Raw genomic sequence first — 19,147 nt, 5'->3', positions numbered from 1 at the left:
GAAGCCCTCGCCAGAACGAATCTGGCGAGGGCTTCTGACTATCTGGAAAACGGTCGAACCCTATTCGAGTCTTCCTTTAGATCTCCAATGCTGACCGTAGGTCAAGCCAGCTCCCAACCTCCCTGGAAAGCTGATCATCAGCAATTCGATCAGCAATCCACACAAGAGACGACAGAACCCGCTCGACTTCCTGCAGTAGGAGCACCTCTTCGCGGGGCCGATAGAGGCCCTTGGAGATGTCCTCACCAGGCGAGTAGAACCGGTCCTCGCCTTGCTGGAGATTATGACGGCGGCGAGACGCAACCACAAGCACCTCCTCTCGCGAAAAAGGAAGACGCTGTAGTGCCAGCCGCGCCGCGCCATCCGGCGTCACAACCTCCGGCAAGCGAGTAATAGGGGTTCGGAATCGCAACGCGAGCGCTGCCAGCCTCACCGTCCAGTAGGCGGAATAGCACGGACTCATTCCCCCTTCATCGAGGGCGAGATCCAACAGAGAGACCGCGAACTCAAGGCCCTCTCGGCGCTGATCGTCCGACAGGTCTCGTACAGGGCTTACACCCGTCTCGGCGGACTCCACCATGGCTAGCCACCATTGAGGCGACGCACCTTCCGGGAACCGTCCATGCACCCACGAACGTCGCTCATCGTGAGGAAGCTGCCAGAGCTCGCGGTAGTCCTGCTCAGTTCGAGTCACGGGGCCCTCCCGCCGTAGTCCTTGATGGCTGACAAGGGCACTCGAATCCCTGCCTGCTCGAATGCACTGACGCCCTGCTGCAGAAATTTTGCCGCACATTCAGGGCATGGAGTGTAGTGGCCAGTCATGTTGTCAATGGATGAAACCACGCCGCGACTTGTGATCGTGACCTGGCCTGCACCGATGACAGAATTTCCGCCAGTCATTACCGTGTGATGAAGGCCAGGCGCGTCCGGAATGACGTGCAAGGCACCATCTTCTCCAACCGCCCACAGGAAGCGGCCACCACCGCTGGTGGCCTGGGCAAACTCCGGAGTGCCCGCCGTCATGGGAGTTACTCCCGCAAAGTCGGCCTCCATCATCTCAAGTGCCAGATCGCCGGGCTTGTTATTCGCGACTGGCCCGCAGCTGTTATGCACGAGCACTGGCGTGGTCCCGGCGAGTACATAGTACGTGTGGAGCTGGGCGACGGTGAGGTTGTAGGCGGTCCTGGGTTCGGTGTGGTAGTTGCGGATTGCCTGGACTGTGACGGTTGTTCCGTTGGCAGTGTGGAGCTGGTCTCCGGGGTGGACGTCGGAGGCGTTGGTCCAGCGTCCGGTTGTTACGTCCCAGAGCGGGTGGTGCTGGGTGGAGGTGAGTACGGTCGGCTTACCGTCAGGGGCCGTGAGCAGGGTGAGGTCGGTGAATTCCTGGTCATCGGGTGTCGTGATGGTGTGCGTCACAGGCTCGGCGGCTGAGGAACCGGTCTGCGGGTCGCTGGCGGCGACCTTGTCGCCTTCGGTGACTTTGTTGATCGGTTTGGTCGTGCCGTCAGCGAGCAGGACAGGGGTTCCGGCCGGGAAGCTGTTGCTGCAGGAAGCCAACGAGTCCGCAACCTTGCCCAGGATGGGTTTGAGGGCGACCCCGGCCCCTGCGGCCACGACGGCGCCGTACGCGCCGTTGACGGCCCCGGCAAGATTGCTCTCCTGTGGCCCCTTGGAGTCTGCCAGGTTGTGGGCTGCGCTGCCGGCCAGGCCTGCCAGGGCGCCACACCCGGCTATGCCTGCGACCGCGGTGGCGCCGAATGACTCCACGGAGCCCAGCCCGGCAGTACTCATGCAGCTGCTGTAGACCGCGACGAAGTTGAGGGTTTCGGCGATGTCGGCCTTGTGGTCCCAGGCCCAGCTGACCGGGTTGCCCAAGAAGGTGGACTTCTTCTTGGGCTTGCTGTTGCCACCGCTGCCCGAGCCGTTGCCGGTCGTGGTGTTGGCGGGCTTGCCGAACCCACTGGTGTCGGGGATCGGAGTATGCGTGTCAGGGGTGGGGTCCGTCAGGCAAGCGGTGCAGGCGGGTTCGTTGTCAACGTTGTCGCCGTAGTAGTCGAGCTGCCGCATGCGGCCGGTGGGGTCGGAGCTGCTGACGGGGTCGTTGCCGCTGTAGGCGTAGCCGTTCCACTGCTGGGGGTCTGAAGTGTCCAGCAGGGGGTCGGGGTTGAGGAAGCGGCCGTGGACGGGGTCGTATTCGCGGGCGCCGAGGTTGGTGAGGCCGGTGACAGGATCTTGGGTTCCGCCGACGAAGCCCTTGTCGCCGGACCAGGTGTTGGGGGCGGGTTGGGTGCCGCGGGGGTTGCCGAAGGGGTCGGTGGGCCGGCGGGTGACAGTTTGGGTGGTGCCGGTGGTGATCTGGACGCCGTTGGTGCCGTGCGGGTCGGCTGCCTGATAGACGAGGCTGCCGCCGCCGGTGGCCGCGGTGACGCGGGTGATGGTGACGCCGCCGGGGGAGCTGTAGTAGCGGACGTCGCTCATGGAGCCGCTGGCGGTGTCGAGGGTGAGCTCGTCGGCGCCGAGGTTGAGGGTGGTTTTCCCTGGGTCGCGGCGGATGAGCTGGTTGCCGTCGGCGTCGTAGAGGTAGCTCGTGGAGCCGGCCTGGCCGGTGGTGCTGACGGAGGCGAGCTGGTCCTCACCGTTCCAGGTCAGGGAGGTGGTGCCGGAGGTGCTGGTGACGGCGGTGGTGTTGCCGAGCTGGTCGTACTGGTAGGACGAGGCGGTGGTGCCGGCCGGGCCGGTGGTCGTGGTGGAGAGCAACGCGTGCGGGCCGCCGGTTCCGCCGCCGGTGTTGGGTGCGGCAGTCGCGGTGTTGGGGGTGGTGGCGAAGGCCTGAGTGGTGGTGGTGTCGTTGGCGGTGTTGCCCGTGATGTCGTGCTGGGTGAGGCTCGTGCGGTTGCCCGAGGCGTCGTAGCCGTAGCTCTGCCAGTACGGGGCAGGGCCGCCGACAGAGGTTGCTCCTGCGGTCTTGGCCGGCCCGGTGGCGTTGGTGCAGGAGCCGATTCCGGGGACGGAGGCCGGTGTACCAGTGCCTTGGCCGGCTCCCGAGGTGTCGGTCCAGGCGCCGGCGGGCTTGGTGGTGATGGTGCCGGTGTCGGTCCAGGCGTTGGTGAGTCGGCCGAGGTAGTCGTAGGTGTAGCACTGGGTATCGGTGGCCGACGAGTCCTGCCGGTCGCTGGCGGAGGTGATCTGGCCTGCGGGGTTGTAGGTGTAGCCGGTCTGGTCGACGGAGACGGTGCCGCTCTGGCGGTCGATCCAGGAGTTGACGACGCGTCCGGTTGCGTCGTCGTACTGCTGGGTGGAGACGACCTGGGCCCCGGGGCCACCGAGGGTCGTGCGGATCGGGTTGCCGTAGGCGTCGTAGAGGACGCGGGTGACCAGGTAGTCGTTGCCGGCAGAGAAGATCATGGAGCCGGTGGTCGTGTAGTGGTACCCAACGGTTTCGGCGGGCAGGCCGCCGAGCGCGGGCAGGGTGGTCTTGGCGAGGGTGCCCAGGACCGGGTTGTAGGTGTTGGTGGTCGTGTAGGTGCCGGTGAGGGCGCCTTCACTGGCCGGGATGGTGACGCTGGTGCCCAGCGGGCGGTAGGCGGTGTCGTAGCCGGTGGTTGCCTCGGTGTAGGCCTGGCCGCTCGCTCCGCCCACATAGCGGGTGGAGGAGGTCAGTTGGCCGTCGGCCAGGGTGTCGTAGGTCCAGCCGGCCAGCTGGTTGGCCGGTGCGACGCTGCCGTTGTACATGGCGGTTTTGCGGCCGAGCAGGTCGTAGCTGTAGGCGAGGGTGTTGCCCTTGGCGTCGGTTGTGTGGTCGACCTGGGAGTCGGCGTTGTAGAACGTCTGGCTGGTGCCGGTGTCCGGGTCAGTGGCCGAGGTCTGCCGTCCGCGCTGGTCGTAGCTGTAGGACCAGGTGTTGCCGGAGGTGTCGGTGCGGGTGGCGGGCTGCCCGGCAGGTGTGTAGGTGTAGTTGGTGACGTCGGCGTCAGTTGAGTGGCCGGTCGCCGTCGGGGTGCGGTACTGCCACAGGGCAGTGGTCTGGCCGCGGGCATCGGTGACGGTGCTGGTGGGAGTCGCGCCCTGAGGCGGGGTGACATCGGTGCGGTCCGCGCCGGGGTAGGCGGTGGTGGTACTCCACTGCGGCTGGGCGAAGGACATGAAGGCGCTGCTGGTGACCCGGCCCATGCCGTCGTAGCTGATCCAGGTCTGCGAGGGGATCTGCGAGTCCTGCGCGCTGAAGATGGTTCCGTTGGGCAGGGTGGTGGGGTCGTAGTAGGGCGCCGAGGTTTTGATCGCCCAACCGTGCGAGTCGTAGGCGGTGTCGGAGATCAGGCGGCCGGCGCCTCCGGTGGGAAGCGTCGTCTGGGTCTGCTTCAGGCGTCCGAGGCCGTCGTAGAGCTCGGTCTTCCAGGAGAAGTCGGTACTGCCGGGCAAGGTTTCGCGCAGGGTGCGGGTGGTGACGACCGAGGGTGCGGTGGTGCCGTTGATCGCGTATGTGTAGGCGATGCTGGCGCTGAGGTTGGTGGCGCGGTCCGGCGTCCAGACGGCTGCCAGGCGGCCGAGGCCGTCGTACTGCTCGGTGGTCACCCGGCCGTTGGGGTCGGTGGCCGTCAGTGGCAGGGAGCGCCCGGGGTCCTGGGTGACGGTGCTGATCCAGCCAAGCGGTCCGGTCGTCTTGACGGAGGTGGGGATGGCCCCGGTCGCCGGGGTGTAGGCGGTGCTGGTCGTAGCGACCGGCGTGGTCGCGCCGGTCAGTTGTGCGCCCGACGCGGCATAGGTGGAGCCATCGGTCGTGCCGGTGCTCTGGGCCCGGCCGTACACGTCGAAGGTGGTGCTGCCGGTGTTGGCGTAGACGGGGTTGCCACTGGTGTCGTAGTGGTCCAGGACCTGGGCGCTGGTTGCCTCGCCCAGGGCGCCTGCCTGGCCGAACTGCTGCCCGTCGTAAAGGGTTCGGGTGTCCGAGACCGTGTTGGCCGCTGTCGCTGTGGTCCCGCAGGGGCCGGTCACGGCCTTCTTCTCGCTCAAGACCGTGGTGAGCAGCATCGGGTTGCTGCTGGTGGCGTAGCTGCTGGTGGTACAGATCTCGGGGGTGGCGGCCGTTCCGTCGCCCAGGTCGTCGGTCTGTACCGGCCGGCCGCCGTGGGCCGGGTCACTGGTGTAGCTGGTTGTGGTGGTGCGCCATGTGCCGTCGGCGAGCAGTGACTTGCTGATAGTCGTGGCCTGCGAGGCCGGGTAGCGGGCGACGAGGGGTGGCATGCCACCGGATTGCGCGTGGGTGGCAGTGGTCTGCTGACCGTTGCTGGTGGTGCCGGTCATGGACTGCAGCTGGCCACCGGCCTGGCTGTAGTTCTGGGTGGCCAGCTGGGAACCGGCAAGCCAGTCGCTGTCGGTGACGACGGGACCGAGCGGGCTGGTGACGCTCACACTGCGCTGGGACCCGTCGGCCTTGTAGTCGCCGTCCATGCCGCGCAGGTAGGTGATGGTCTGCTGGGTCTTGGGAGCTTCGCCCGGGTAGGCACTACCGGTCGTGGTGGTGACGGAGGAGTAGCCCCGGAAGTTGTCCCAGGTGCGGGTGGCAGAGTCGGTGAACTCGGCGTCGTTGCGGTGCCAGGCTGCATCACCGTTGTACGTGTAGTTGGTCGACTTGATGAGCGAGCCGGTGACCGCGTCCTGCTCGGTCACCGCGGTGACCAGGTACTTGTTGAACCAGTCGTTGACCGGCGTCGTCGAACTTGATCCAGGGAGGTACCACTTCACGGGCATGCACGCCCTGGTGTTGCCGTCCTCGGAGGACGGCATGATGCCATTCACCCGCGAGCAGGCCGGTGAGGAGTAGATGACGTTGATCTGGCCACCGGTCTCGGTGGTGATCTGCTGGATCCGGGGACGGTTGAACTGCGGCGCTGCGGGCACCAGGCCGTCGACCCGGTTCGCGAGTTCGACGGGTGTGAAGGTCACCGCGGGCAGCGAGACAGCGGTACCGCCGGTGGCACCGGTGCGGACGACAGAGTCCAGCCACAGCGACGCCTTCGTCCCGTCGCCCGGGTCGCGCAGCGACTGCGACAGGGCCCACGAGTCCACGGGGGGACTGCTGTAGGAGGAACCCACCAGGACCTGGGTGGAGATCGAGGTCAGACGCTTGGTGGTGAAGAAGGACGGGCTGTAGTTGGTGCAGGTGGTGGTGCCGTCGCAGACCTGGTCGAGTGGGACGTCCGGCCAGTAGTTCGCATTAGCCGTGGTGCGCTGGGCGTCGGTGCAGGTGATGCTTCCGGAGGGCAGGCACCGCTCGGCTGTGCCGAAATTCACCAGGTCGGCGGCCTGGAGCGAGCCGTGCGCCGCGACCTGTTCCGGCAGGCGCTGGCCGTAGGCGATCTGCTTGAGGTAGCCGCCGCGCACATAGGAGGTCATCGTGCCGCTGCCGCTGTTCTGTCCACCGCCGCGGTTGTACTGGTTGCTCTCGGTCCCGTAGGCGTAGCTGATCAGGTCCTGGTGCACGTCGACGACGTAGTCGAGGTTCCAGCGCCAGCCCATGGTGCACCAGGAAGCCTGGCCAGTGGCGGCGCTGTTGCACGGGTCGCCGCTGTTGGGGGAGTAGACCGGCTCGCTCCAGGCGGAGTTGGAGGCCGGGTCGGTGCCGTCCCCACCGGGCAGGTGGTTCTGCCCGAAGTAGTACTGGGTGCCGTCTCCCGTGGTCACCCGCCAGTACTCACCGGTCGGCAGTCCGTTGGGAGCCCCGGTCAGCTGCTCGACCTTCGAGCCGTCGTCACCCTGCAGGTGCCACACGCCGGTCGCGTCGTCGTGCACCAGCGTGCCGGAGTGCCCCTGGAGGCTGATGGTGGCGTTCTGGCCGCCCCAGCACATGTCGCCGCTGCTGGTGATGCCGTCCTTCGAGCAGCTCTTGTAGGACCGCTCGATGAAGCCCGGCTGGTAGTCCCAGCCGTCACCGATCCACGAGGACTGGGAGTTCTGCGCCGAGTTCCTGCCGTCCACGGATGACGAGTCGTAGGAGAGGTCGATGGACGGTGCCAGGCCGCCAAGCGGCGGCGGGACCTGGATCGGATAGGAGTAGGTGAAGTTGCCCGCGTTGGAGCCCGAGCTCCAGTCACTGGATGGACTCAGCGAAGTGGCACCGTAGTTGCCACCGGATCCCGAGGATGACGGGACGGCGGCCAGCACCATCGACGCCGACATGCTGGACGCCTGTACCAGCGATGCCTTCACGGTGCTGCTCGCACCACTACGTGAAACGGCGGTGGATCCGGCCGCTGGGAGTGCGACATCGGCGGTGAGGGTGCCAGAGGCCGGGTCCACGGTAGAGGCGACCGGGGTCTGCTTGCGGCAGTCGGCGGCATCAGGTGTGGTCAGTGCGCAGGCCGGCAGGGCTACCAACCGGGCTCGGTCGTCCCAGTTCTGTCCGGCCAGGGCCTTGAGGTCAAGCGCGACCTTGACGCTGCCACTCGTCGCGGCGGGGTCGGTGAGCGTCACCAGCGGTGTCGGAACGCCGGCGGCCTTTCCCTTGGCGGCGTCGGAGACGTCGACTCGCAGGCTGCGGGTGGGGTCTGACGGGCTGGATGCCGCCAGAGCGACCGGCAGGTTCCCGGCACGGACCGGTTGATCGCCGCCCGCGGCCGGGGAGGCCCCGCCGGTGGCCGCACGTGCCGCCTGGGCTTCGGCGGAGCCGGACCCCACGACGATGGTCGCGGTGCCCGCCTGGAGGTTCGAGGCCTGCGGAACCCAGGGCTTCGGGACCGGGTAGGCCGGCGGCTTGATGGGCGCGAGCTTGAGGTTCTTGCCCTTGACGGCCTTGGTCTGTGCGCCGAGCGGCGTGTTGGGCGGATCCCAGACCTTGTCAGTGGACTTGGCACCGAGAGCGGCGGCGGACGGTGCGGTCAGCGTCGCCATCATGACGACGAACACCGCCACCATGCTTGCCCCGCGATGGCGGCTCCCCAGTAGTCGTCCGCTCAACGTTCGGTCACGTCGTTCCCCCACAGCCACTCCCCAGTAGCGCCGAATATCACTGACCGTAACGAGTACGACCGATGAAGTGATAGCCCATGACCTTAGGCGAACAAAGATCCGAACCACCACCGCAAATCCACCGACCCTCTCGGGGGACACCGCAACGTATTCGGGCGTCCTGACCTCCGACGTCGACCTCCAGGTGACGGCACTGGCCGAGGGGGGCTGGCGCGACGTCATCATCGTCAAAACCGCGGCAGCAGCGGCCAATCCGGCCCTGAAGACGCTGCACTTCCCGATCTCCACCACCGGCCTGACCGCCGCCTCGGACAGCGCCGGGAACGTCACCTTCAAGGACGCCTCCGGCGCGGTGCGCCTGCACGCGCCGACCCCGTTGCAGTGGGACTCCACCCTCCCGGCCCCCGCCGCAGCGGGCGTCGCCAACCCGAGTGGCGCGCGCTCGCTGTTCACCGCCAGGGCCGCCAAGGCCGATGCCTCCGCCAGCGCGGTCGACACCGGCGCGTCCACCGCCGACGCACCCGGTGACAACGCGAACGTGGCCACCATCGCCGCCGTCGCGACGTCGAGCAGCATCGACCTGACGCCCGATCAGAACACCCTGGGCAAGGGCACTGGACCCTGGTACCTGGACCCCACCATCAGCGCCGACAGTGCCTCCCAGGCCTCCGTCCAGGTCCAGGAGAACTACCCCGACACCAAGAACTACAACGCGCTCAGCACCCTGGGAACGGGCTACTGCGGCTACAGCGACTGCACCGGCTACGGCCGCTACCGCGCCTACTACCAGATCGGCATCAACCCCGCGATCTACACCACGCCCGGCGGCGCTCCCAAGCCGCCGACCATCTACAGCGCCACCCTCGCCACCCAGGTCACCGACGCCTCAAGCCCCACCACCCCGACCCCGATGGGCCTGTACTGGACCGGTCCGATCGACGGCAACACCACCTGGAACAACCAACCCTGCAGCGCCGGCAGCACCATGGGCGGCTGCAACAAGATCGGCGACAACCCGATCACCGGAACCGGCCCGCTCAACTACGACGTCACCAGCCAGATGCAGCAAGCCGCCCAAGGCCACTGGGCGAACTGGACCATCGGCCTGGCCCCGGACGACGAGAACAACAAGCTCTACCGCCACCACTTCGCCAACAACCCGGACATCACCACCAACTACGACATCACCCCCAGCATCTGGGCTCCGCGCACCACCCCGACACCTGGGAACGCCAGCAGCAGCACCAGCAACGCCTGCCCCACCAACGGCACGACCGACGGCACCAACGTGGCCTGGGTCGGCAGCAACCAGAACATCACGCTGACCGTCAACAACTGGTCGCCCGCAGGGATGAACCTGCACACCATCTTCCGCATGTGGGACGACAAGGGATGGAGCTGGAGCGGTGACAGCGGCTGGGCCGGCAGCTACAACAACAACGGCGTCAGCGTCAACGTCGGCTCCCTGACCGACGGCCGCACCTACGACTGGCGTGCTGACGCCTACGACGCTGACCCCCCGAGCGGCGGCCTGGGATCCACCGACTCGACCGACTGCTACTTCCACGTCGACAAGACCCCGCCCGTCGTCGCGATCAGCTCGACCCAGTTCCCGCCCTCCGGGACGCCGAACCCCAACCCCACCGTCTTCGCGGGCCAGAGCGGCACCTTCACCCTCACCGGCAACGACCCCGCCCCCGCCGGCGGTGCCGCTTCCGGCGTTGCCTGCTACCGCGTGAGCAACGACCCCACCCCCGTCACCGGTTGGAAGTGCTCGGACGGCGCCGCCGCCGGCATCGTCCCTGCTGCCAGACCCACCTTCACCTACACACCCGGCAACTGGGGCACCAACCTGCTCTACGCCCAGGCCCAGGACAACGCCGGCAACTACAGCCAGCCCGCCGCGTACTCCTTCTACGCGCCCTGGAACCCCAAGTCCTCCGCCGTCTTCGGCGACGTGACCGGCGACGGCAAGCCCGACATCGTCCTCCCAGACGCAGCCGGCAACCTCAAACTCATCGGTACCACCACCGACCCCATCAACGCCCTCAGCGCGCGTGCCACCCTCTCGCCCAACGGTAAGAGCTGGAGCGGTGTCCAGATCAGTCACCGCGGCTCCCTCACACCGGGTATTTCCGTGGATGACCTGATCGCCCACCTGCCGGGTGGCCCTGACGTCTACCAGTTCCTTAACACCGGCAACGGCAACTTCACCGCTCCTACCGTGGTCGGACCGCCACCCAACAGCTGCCAAGACGCCACCGGCGCACTGCTGTCGGGAGGGTGCCCATCCGCACTCGCCGATTGGTCGGCGGCGACGCAGGTCATCGCCATTGGCACCCCCGAAGGTGAGAACAACACCCCCACCTCCATCACCCGCACCTCGCTCGTAGCCGTCATCAACAAACAGCTCTGGCTGTTCCACTCCGCCCCGAAGACCGACCTGTCCGACTACTTCGATGGCACCGCGCGCCAGCTCTCCAGCGCCGACTGGAGCAACTACGACCTGATCAACCCCGGCCCCGCCAACGGCGGCAACCAGCCCACCCTGTGGGCCCGCAACCGCACCGACGGCACCATTCACGCCTACCGGATCACGGGCGGAGCCACCCCCAACTACAGCGACCTCGCTGACCCCGCCGCCAACGGCGTCACCATCCCGGGCATCAACCTCTCCGCCGCCGCCTACCCCACCGTCGGCTCCTCCGGCGACCTCAACGGCGACGGCATCCCCGACCTCTGGGCCACCAGCCCCACCAACCAGCTCACCATCTGGACAGGCACCGCTGACGCCACCGGCAAGGTGACCGGTTTCAACAACCCGACCAACCCCACCAACCTCGTCAAGTTGCCTACCCCCGTGGGCCGATGGGCGCTCACCGGCGCGGACGCAACCGGTACCAAGACCGCCGACAGTCTCGGCCAGGACAGCACCAGCACCCTTGGCACTCACCCGGGCGCGCTGACCAACGTCACCTTCGCCGCGGACAATCCCACCGGTGCCGCTCCCACCACGGTCGCCTCCTTCACCGGCAACGGTGAGATTGATGCCACCAACAGCACCCTGGACACCAGCAGTTCCTTCAGCATCGACGTGTGGGTCAAACCCAGCGCACTGGGCGGAGTCGTCGCCAGCTCCGATGGCACCAACGCCAGCGGGTTCATCCTCTGGCCCGAGGCCAGCGACAGCACCTGGCGCTTCGCCCTCAGCACGGCGGACGACAACACCTGGCCCTACGACCAGACCACCGACGCCATGAACAGCAACGCCCACGTCCAACTCAACACATGGACGCACCTCACCGCCAGCTTCAACGCCGACAGCCACCAGACCAGCCTCTACGTCAACGGCGTCCTCGCCGCCAGCGGCCACCACACCACCAACTCCGGCATCAAGGGCCCCATCGTCATGGGCCGCTACAAGTACCAGGGCAAGCCCACCCCCGGCCCCAACTACAGCGGCAGCATGAGCAACCTTGCCGTCTACCCGACCGCCACCAACCCGAGCACCCCCGCTGCCAACCGCATCCTCTCGGCGCAGCTCGGCAACAAGTGCATCGACAACAACAGCGCAGTCTCCAACCCCGGCAACGTCGTCCAGCTCTGGGACTGCGTGGCGGGAGCGCCCTCGGAGCAGTGGACCGTCAACCCGAACGGCACGGTCAACACCGTCGGCGGCTGCCTCGACAACACCAACAACGTCCTGACGGACGGCAACCTCGTCCAATGGAACACCTGCACCGGGGGCGCCAGCGAGCAGTGGATTCCGCGCGCAGACGGGAGCCTTTACAACCCCGCCTCCGGCCGATGCCTCGACGACCCGTTCGGCAACATCGCCAACGGGACCCGGCTCCAGATCTTCGACTGCAACGGCGGCCTGAACCAGCGCTGGATCATCGCGCCGGCCAACTGACCTGACTGACTGCTGAGCCAGCAGGGGACCCGCCTCCACCCAGGCAGCTGGATGGAGGCGGGTCCCCTGTGTTTACGCCGCTCGTGAGCAGTGCGCTCATACTCATTGCTACCGTATTCTTATCGGTTGATGTTTGCGCACGGCTGAGACGGCTGAGAGTCACCAGCCATCAGCCGCGAGTACGGGGGAGAACATGGGAAGCGCAAGTGTGGGTGGGGGAGGCGGCAGCCCGTTGGGCTCGACCTCGCTCTTCCAGGTGAATCCGGCTGACCTGGACGCGGCCGCGAAGGTCGCCCACGACACCGGTGCGGCCATGCCCAACGAGTTGAAGACCATTCAGCAGCCGTCCGACAACGCCGTCGCCGGCCTGCTCGGCTGGCAGACCGCCGGGTCGCTGAGCGCCTGCACCACGGCCTGGGAGGCCTGCCTGAACGCGCTGGCCTCGGAAGTCGACGGAGTGGGCGACAAGCTGGCCAAGACGGCGGCCAACTACCGCAACGGCGACGGCAACACCGCGGACACCCTGGCGGTCCCGGGTTCCGGCCGATTCCCCCTGCTGGTCAACTGATGGTCAGTCTCGCTGAACTGCGCGAAGCCGACTTCGGCCCGCTGGACACCGCCGCCGCCGCGTTCGATACTCTCGCCGGCGACTTCCAGGGCCACGTCGCCAAGATGAACTCCCAGGTGGTCGGGCACATCTTCGACAGCGGGTGGATCGGTACGGCCGCCGGGGCCGCCAACTCCTCGCTGCAGACGACCAGTAACCGCCTCGACGCCGCGCACACCGAGATGACGGCGATGGGCGCCCTGCTGCGGGAGGCGGCCGAGAGCTTCCGACTCGCCCAGTCCAAGGTCCAGGAGGCGCTGCAGGACGCGCAGACCGGTGGCTTCACCGTGGCGGCCGACGGCACGGTCTCCTGGCCCCCGCCGGCGCCGGCCGAACGCCACGATCCGGGCTACGACACCCCCCAGCAGGGCCAGGCCATCGCCACCCGCCTCAGCGACGCGGTCACCGAGGCGACCACCGCCGACGCGAAGATCGCCAAGCTGCTCGACGACCTGGCCCAGCGGGCCCGCACCGGCTCCGGCCTCGACACCACGCAGGCGCAGAAGGACCTGGGCACCGTCACCCAGGCCGGGACCGACCTGCTGGCAGCCGGCTTCCCGCCCGGCAACGCGCCGGCGACCCAGGTCCTCTCCTGGTGGAAGGGCCTGACCCCCGACGAGCAGCAGCGCCTGATCCAGAGCCACCCGGACCTGATCGGCAACCGCGACGGCATACCGTCGGTCGCCCGGGACCAGGCCAACCGGATCAACCTGACCAACCTGATCAACCAGTACGAGCACAAGCCGAACCCGTCGGACGACGACAAGACCAAGCTCAAGGGCTTCCTCGCGATCCAGGGCAAGCTGGGCCAGAGCGCCGGCAAGCAGCCGCCCGCCTTCCTGCTCGGCCTCAGCGATCAGGGCCAGGGCCGCGGCATCCTCTCCTACGGCAACCCGGACACCGCGGTGAACGTCTGCGCCTACGTCCCCGGGCTCGGCACCACGCTCTCCGACGTCGGCGGCGGGGACGCCGACCGTGCGCGCAACGTCTGGACTGCCGCGCAGCAGGCCGACCCCAACTCCTCGGTCGCCTCGATGGTCTGGCTCGGCTACGACCCGCCGCCGGGACTGCAGGAGTTGGGGAACGGGGACGTCCGGCCGCTCGCCGTGATGAGCACCGACCGGGCCGAGAAAGGCGCGGCCTCCTACGACCAGTTCCTCGGCGGCCTGCGCGCCACCCATGACGGCGCCCCCGCGCACCTCACCGCGCTCGGCCACAGCTACGGCTCCACCACGGTGGGCCTGGCGGCGCAGCTGCCGGGCGGCACCGGCGCCGACGACGTCATCCTGGTGGGCAGCCCGGGCACCGGGGCGGACAACGCCTCCCAGCTCAACATCGACCCCCACCACGTCTGGGTCGGTGACGCGGAGAACGACCCGGTGAGCCATCTCCCGTCGAAGGGCGAGGTCGCCGCCGCCGCAGTCGGCGGACCTGTCGGCGACTGGATCTACAATCAGGCGGACCCGAACCAGTTGTACTTCGGCACCGACCCGGCCAGCTCGCAGTTCGGCGCGAACCGGTTCGACGTCGCGGACGGGCAGTCGCTGTCCTTCTCCTCGCACTCCAACTACATGACCAACCCGACGGACCCGAGCCAGGCCGCGACCAGCGCTTCGATCAACAACATCGGCCAGATCGTCGCCGGCAAGTACGGCAACGTCACCAGGGAGGCGCAGCGATGACCCCCGAGCAGGCCGTCCAGAAGCTCAACGCGCTGCTTGACGACTCGATGTCCGCCGTCAAGCCGCCGCTTCGGTACTGGGACGCCTGGCCGACCTCGACCGAGCAGGACGGCTACGCTGTCGCGACGCGTTACCGCTACGTCATGACCAGGGTCTCCAGGGCCAAGTTCGGTGCCCTGCTGGGTCTGCTGGAGCGCAGCTGGCTGGCGAAGGGCTACCGCATCACCTCGGTCAACCCGCACCAGCCCGCGATGTTCGCCGTGACCCCCGACGGTTCGGCCGTCGGCATCGCCATCGGCGCGGCGGACAACATCACCGCCTCGGCGTCGGTCAGCCCCATCCCGGTGATTCGCGACCGCGATCCGTTCGGCACGCCGATCCCCGACCCGACCACGGCCAACGGCAACCTCGACATCATTCCGAGGTACGACGACCCGTTCTGGTCCAAGTGACCGGCCCGCGATGACTCCCACTCCACGCCCACGACCGACACCATGCGACGAGGCAGGCACCGTGATGAGCAGTCCGAAGCGGAACACACGGCGCCTGGCTCTGGGGGTCGTCGCCCTGGCGTTCGCCCTGACGTCTTGCTCCTATGTCGCTGGTAAACCGTCACCCGGCAAGCCACTCATCCCGCCGGCGCAGGCGGGTCAGCGGATCGACTCCCTGCTCGACGAGACGACCGCCGCCATCCAGCCACCGCTGAAGTACTGGGACGAATCCCCTCAAGTCGACGCGGCGCCGTCGTCGGGGCTCAGCGACCACACCCAGAACTGGGGATCGGTCACCCGAAGCCGGCATGTCATGACCAAGGTCGCCGAGGCCAAGTACGCCACCCTGCTGGACATGCTCAAGCGCAGCTGGGAGGCAAAGGGCTACAAGGTCACCTCGACCGGCCCGCCGCAGCTTGCCGAGAACGCCAGTGCCCCGGACGGCTCGGGGGTCGGGATCAGCTTCGGCGGCTCGGGCAGCATCGACATTTCGGCGAGCGTCACACCCGTTCCGGCGGACCAAGATCCCAACGCCTTCGGCACCGCCTCACCCGAGCCGACCATGTCCAACGGCAACCCGGACGTCATCCCGAAGTACGACGACCCGTTCTGGTCCACCGGCTGACGCACCGACTGCTGCGGCTGCCCCGTCCATCCACGATGTGTCGTTCTTCTCATGCGTCGTCAGGACGTCGAAGGGTCAGTGGTCCCACCCATGCACCAACAACTCGACTCAGCCGTTGGGCCGGTCCCGTCCGACTCCGAACTGGTCCGGCGAATCCGCGCGGGCGCCGCTGAGGCGGCCGAGGACGCCCTCCGGGAGTTCCACCAGCGGCACTACGCCGCCGTGCTGGCCTACGCCCGCACCTGCTGCGGTTCCGCGCAGGCCGCAGCGGAGCTGACGACGGAAGCCATCGACGACGTGCTGCGCGCCGAACCCTCGGGTGCGGCTGCCGATGCGGATGCCGACGGGGTCTGGCGGGGCCGTCTGCTGGAGGCCGTCCGCCGTACCGCCACCGCTTGGCACCGGACGTCCCGCAGCACCGAGTTGCGCGAAGACTTCCCGTCCTGGCTGGCCGGCCCGCACCCCGGGGACGCGGAGCCCGAGCATTCCCTCGGCGTTGTGGGGCTGGGGCCGTCCGCCGGAGCGTCCGCCGAGCCGGGCGCGGCGCGGGCCTCCCGGCTGTCGCCGTCCCGGATCGTCCTGCTGGCCGTGGCGGTGACCGTGCTGGCCGGGGTCGCCCTGTCCGTCGTGCCCCTGCACGGCTCGCCGCACCACGACGTCGTCTCCGACATCTCGCCCACCGGCCCCGGCCTTGTCCCGCTCCCCGTGGCGCCCACCGCCGATCAGTCGCCGGCGCCCTCTCCTACCGGTTCGGCGTCGGGTACACCCACCGCCGGCCCCGCCACGCCGTCGGCACCACTGGCCGCCACCACGGTTGCCGCTACCGCCGCTACCGCAACGTCGATACAGCCGACTTCCGCGTCCTCGCCCTCACCGTCGCTGTCGTCCTCGCCCTCGTCCTCGCCCTCCGCGACTGCGACCACCCACACCACCGCACTGAGCACCCGGACCTGGACGTCCAGTCAGAACGGCTGGGGCCCGGTGCAGGTGAACCGCAGCACCGACGGGCACGCCCTCACCATCCACGGCACCGTCTACGACCAAGGGCTCGGCGCCCACGCCCCCAGCGAGGTCGACTACAACCTCGGCGGTACCTGCACCACCCTCAGCGTGGACGTGGGCATCGACGACGAGGTGGGCGCGAACGGCTCGGTCGTCTTCCAGATCTACCGGGACGGCACGGAGGTCGCCGACAGCGGGCTGATGCTCGTCGGCCAACCAGCGAAGCACCTCACCGCGGACCTCACCGGCGCTGCGCAGCTGCGCCTCGTGGTCACCGACGGCGGCAACGGCAACAACTCCGACCACTCCGACTGGGGCGGACCGCTCATCACCTGCAACTGACCGGCGGGGCAACCGTGATCGCCTGCTGGACGGTCAGATCGGCCCAGCACAAGGCTGGTTAAGATCCACGAATGAGCGCTGACTTTCCCCTACACCGAACGACGAATCCGCTGCCCGAGGCCGAGCGAGCGGAGATTCTCGCCGCGCCCGGGTTCGGCCGCCACTTCACCGACCACATGGCCTCGGCGAAGTGGACGCGAGACGCCGGCTGGCAGGACCGCAAGGTCGGGCCGCTGGAACCGTTCTCGCTGCACCCCAGTGCCGCGGTGCTGCACTACGCGCAGGAGATCTTCGAGGGGTTGAAGGCGTATCGCCACGCCGACGGCAGCGTCTGGTTGTTCCGTCCGGAGGCCAACGCCCGGCGCTTCGCCCGCTCGGCGCGGCGGCTGGCGTTGCCGGAGTTGCCCGAGGAGGAATTCCTCGCCAGCGTACGGGAGTTGGTCCGGGCCGATGAGCCGTGGGTTCCGGTGCCGACGGGGGAGGAGAGCCTGTACCTGCGGCCGTTCATGTTCGGCTCCGAGGCGTTCCTCGGTGTGCGGCCCGCCGCGCAGGTGGTCTACTCGGTGATCGCCAGCCCCGCGGGCCCGTACTTTCCGTCCGGCGTCACCGGGGTCACGCTCTGGGTGAGCAGCCGGTTCACGCGTGCCGCCGAGGGCGGTACCGGCGCGGCCAAGTGCGGCGGGAACTACGCCGCGGGCCTGGCCGCGCAGATCGAGGCCCAGGAGCACGGCTGCGACCAGGTGATGTACCTGGACAGCGCGGGCCGGGGCGACCTGGAGGAGTCCGGCACGATGAACCTGTGCCTGGTCACCTCGGACGGCCGGCTCGTGACGCCCGCGCTCGGCACCATCCTGGAGGGCGTCACCCGCGACACCATCCTCGCTCTGGCCGCCGACCACGGTCTGACCCCGGTGGAGCGGTCCGTCAATCTCGATGAACTGCGTTCCGGTGCGGCCGACGGGAGCATCACCGAGGTGTTCGCCGCGGGCACGGCCGCGGTGGTCACGCCCATCGTCGGATTCAAGGGCGACGGCTACGAGTTCGCCGTCGGCACGGGGATGCCAGGCAAGCAGACGCTGGCGCTGCGCGAGCACGTTCTGGACATCCAGTACGGCCGCCGCGAGGACACGCACGGCTGGATGCGACGGGTGATCTGAACGGGTGATCTGAACCGAGGGTCCGGGGCTCTTTGGGACAGGAATGGGACACCGTCACAGCCCTGTCCCGGAGGGGTGCTGCAGGCTGTACGAGCATGATCGTCTGTGTGATTCTTCTGGTGACGGCGGCGGGCAGCCGCGAACTACCTTGCTTACTTGGGAGATAATCCAGATGCGTGTTCAGCGTGCCATGGCGGCAAGCGTGTTGGCGGTCGTGGCGGGTATGGCGCTGACCGCCTGCCAGGGGAGCGTGAGCGGCAGCGTGACCACCACGGGCGGCGGTCAGTCGAACGCCGCGCAGGCCGGCGCCGGGACCGGCGGCAGCGGTTCTTCGGGCAACGGCTCGTCGGGCAACGGTTCTTCGGGTACGGGTAGTTCGTCCGGCGGGTCCAAGACGGCCGGCAAGGGGCCGTCCGGTTCCGCTGCCGGCAGCCAGTGCACGACCGCCAACCTGGGCATCACCACGGCGGTGGGCAAGGGCACGCCGCCGGAGGCCGACATGGCCTCGGTCAGCGTCTCGTTCACCAACAAGGGAAGCGCCAGTTGCACCCTGGACGGCTTCCCCGGAGTGGACCTGACCACCGGTGCGGGCCCCACCTCGGTGCCGCGCGGCCGGCACCAGGGGAGCGCCGTCACTCTCGCGGCAGGGGCGAGCACCCAGTCCGTCATCTGGTTCCGCACCAACCCCCCTGGCCACACCAGCATCAAGGTCACCGGCATGACGATCACCCCGCCCGGAGAGACCCACTCGGTCAAGCTGGACTGGCCGGGCGCCCCTTTCGCCAACGCCGCGGACGACGGCGGCACGGACACCCTGTACCTGGAGCCGGTCGGCTACCACGGCTGACGAACCTGACCTGCCCCACGGCTGCCCGGTCCCCTCCGACCGGGCAGCCGTTGCGGTTTCACCCGTGCCCGTGTAGGCGGATTCCGGCGACGACGGATTTCCCGCGCGTCGGGCGGGCCACCACGCCCCAGGCGTCGCTGAGCGCCTCCACCAGCAGCAACCCCCGCCCGCCGCAAGCGTCGGGGGCAGCTGTGCGGAGGACGGGACGGCCAGAGCCGGGGTCGGAGACGGCGAGCCAGTGGTGGTTGTCGGCGGTCCAGAAGACGAGCTCGATCATCTCGTCACCGTCGTCGGCCTGGGCGCCGTACCGGATCGCATTGGTGACGAGCTCGGAGGTCAGGAGCCGGAGCTCGTACGAGAGTTGGGCCCTGCAGGGTCGCGGCAACGCGTCCGCCACCGCCCGCCGGGCGCGGGGGACGGACGCGAGCTCGGCCGGGAACCGCCAGTAGGCGGGGACGGTAGGGACGGCGTTGGGGAGAGCGGCGAGCGGGATTCCAGGCATGGCTGACTCCTCGC

At 68.5% G+C, this 19,147-nt stretch carries 11 protein-coding genes; 8 read left to right on the top strand and 3 right to left on the bottom strand.

Features of this window, described 5'->3' with window-relative positions; all coding sequences use genetic code 11:
- Nucleotides 1–76 precede the first annotated feature (76 nt).
- Both P3T34_RS09950 and P3T34_RS09945 read right to left on the bottom strand, forming a co-directional pair.
- Nucleotides 77–580: a hypothetical protein gene (locus P3T34_RS09950; RefSeq protein ID WP_280665651.1), complete on the bottom strand. Its 504-nt coding sequence runs from the start codon at nucleotides 578–580 to the stop codon at nucleotides 77–79.
- 110 nt (nucleotides 581–690) lie between these two features.
- Entirely contained in the window at nucleotides 691–7,902 is a 7,212-nt protein-coding gene (locus P3T34_RS09945; RefSeq protein ID WP_280665650.1) for a polymorphic toxin-type HINT domain-containing protein, read from the bottom strand.
- 247 nt (nucleotides 7,903–8,149) lie between these two features.
- On the opposite strand from P3T34_RS09945, the gene P3T34_RS09940 reads away from it, so the two are divergent.
- The 8 genes from P3T34_RS09940 (at nucleotide 8,150) to P3T34_RS09905 (ending at nucleotide 18,631) form a co-directional block, all read left to right on the top strand.
- A complete protein-coding gene (locus P3T34_RS09940) occupies nucleotides 8,150–11,878 on the top strand; it encodes a LamG-like jellyroll fold domain-containing protein (protein ID WP_280665649.1) in 3,729 nt (1,242 codons plus the stop codon).
- A gap of 193 nt (nucleotides 11,879–12,071) precedes the next feature.
- Entirely contained in the window at nucleotides 12,072–12,446 is a 375-nt protein-coding gene (locus P3T34_RS09935; protein ID WP_280665648.1) for a type VII secretion target, read from the top strand.
- Nucleotides 12,446–14,167, top strand: a complete 1,722-nt coding sequence (locus P3T34_RS09930; RefSeq protein ID WP_280665647.1) for an alpha/beta hydrolase — start codon at nucleotides 12,446–12,448, stop codon at nucleotides 14,165–14,167. The genes P3T34_RS09935 and P3T34_RS09930 overlap by 1 nt, the downstream gene beginning before the upstream one ends.
- Nucleotides 14,164–14,619, top strand: a complete 456-nt coding sequence (locus P3T34_RS09925) for a hypothetical protein (protein WP_280665646.1) — start codon at nucleotides 14,164–14,166, stop codon at nucleotides 14,617–14,619. Before P3T34_RS09930 ends, P3T34_RS09925 begins: the two co-directional genes overlap by 4 nt.
- 64 nt (nucleotides 14,620–14,683) lie before the next feature.
- Nucleotides 14,684–15,283 (top strand): hypothetical protein, encoded by a 600-nt coding sequence (locus P3T34_RS09920; RefSeq protein WP_280665645.1) that lies wholly within the window; start codon nucleotides 14,684–14,686, stop codon nucleotides 15,281–15,283.
- Between the two features lie 90 nt (nucleotides 15,284–15,373).
- Complete coding sequence (locus P3T34_RS09915; protein ID WP_280665644.1) at nucleotides 15,374–16,627, top strand: NPCBM/NEW2 domain-containing protein; 1,254 nt, start codon at nucleotides 15,374–15,376, stop codon at nucleotides 16,625–16,627.
- A gap of 71 nt (nucleotides 16,628–16,698) precedes the next feature.
- Nucleotides 16,699–17,784 (top strand): branched-chain amino acid aminotransferase, encoded by a 1,086-nt coding sequence (locus tag P3T34_RS09910; protein WP_280665643.1) that lies wholly within the window; start codon nucleotides 16,699–16,701, stop codon nucleotides 17,782–17,784.
- A 172-nt stretch (nucleotides 17,785–17,956) separates the two neighbouring features.
- Nucleotides 17,957–18,631, top strand: a complete 675-nt coding sequence (locus tag P3T34_RS09905; protein WP_280665642.1) for a DUF4232 domain-containing protein — start codon at nucleotides 17,957–17,959, stop codon at nucleotides 18,629–18,631.
- 58 nt (nucleotides 18,632–18,689) lie between these two features.
- Here P3T34_RS09905 and P3T34_RS09900 read toward each other — a convergent pair whose 3' ends face one another.
- Complete coding sequence (locus tag P3T34_RS09900; RefSeq protein ID WP_280665641.1) at nucleotides 18,690–19,133, bottom strand: ATP-binding protein; 444 nt, start codon at nucleotides 19,131–19,133, stop codon at nucleotides 18,690–18,692.
- Between the last annotated feature and the right edge of the window lie 14 nt (nucleotides 19,134–19,147).

Origin of the sequence: Kitasatospora sp. MAP12-44 (assembly GCF_029892095.1) — a bacterium.
GTDB lineage: Bacteria > Actinomycetota > Actinomycetes > Streptomycetales > Streptomycetaceae > Kitasatospora.
Note: the sequence above shows the minus strand (reverse complement) of the source record. Positions and strands in the feature narration are given on the sequence as shown.

Bases quoted from the DNA above. Each gene is read 5' to 3' on its own strand.
- P3T34_RS09950 (WP_280665651.1), bottom strand. From the start codon at position 580: ATGGTGGAGTCCGCCGAGACGGGTGTAAGCCCTGTACGAGACCTGTCG.
- P3T34_RS09935 (WP_280665648.1), top strand. From the start codon at position 12,072: ATGGGAAGCGCAAGTGTGGGTGGGGGAGGCGGCAGCCCGTTGGGCTCG.
- P3T34_RS09930 (WP_280665647.1), top strand. From the start codon at position 12,446: ATGGTCAGTCTCGCTGAACTGCGCGAAGCCGACTTCGGCCCGCTGGAC.
- P3T34_RS09925 (WP_280665646.1), top strand. From the start codon at position 14,164: ATGACCCCCGAGCAGGCCGTCCAGAAGCTCAACGCGCTGCTTGACGAC.
- P3T34_RS09920 (WP_280665645.1), top strand. From the start codon at position 14,684: ATGAGCAGTCCGAAGCGGAACACACGGCGCCTGGCTCTGGGGGTCGTC.
- P3T34_RS09915 (WP_280665644.1), top strand. From the start codon at position 15,374: ATGCACCAACAACTCGACTCAGCCGTTGGGCCGGTCCCGTCCGACTCC.
- P3T34_RS09910 (WP_280665643.1), top strand. From the start codon at position 16,699: ATGAGCGCTGACTTTCCCCTACACCGAACGACGAATCCGCTGCCCGAG.
- P3T34_RS09905 (WP_280665642.1), top strand. From the start codon at position 17,957: ATGCGTGTTCAGCGTGCCATGGCGGCAAGCGTGTTGGCGGTCGTGGCG.
- P3T34_RS09900 (WP_280665641.1), bottom strand. From the start codon at position 19,133: ATGCCTGGAATCCCGCTCGCCGCTCTCCCCAACGCCGTCCCTACCGTC.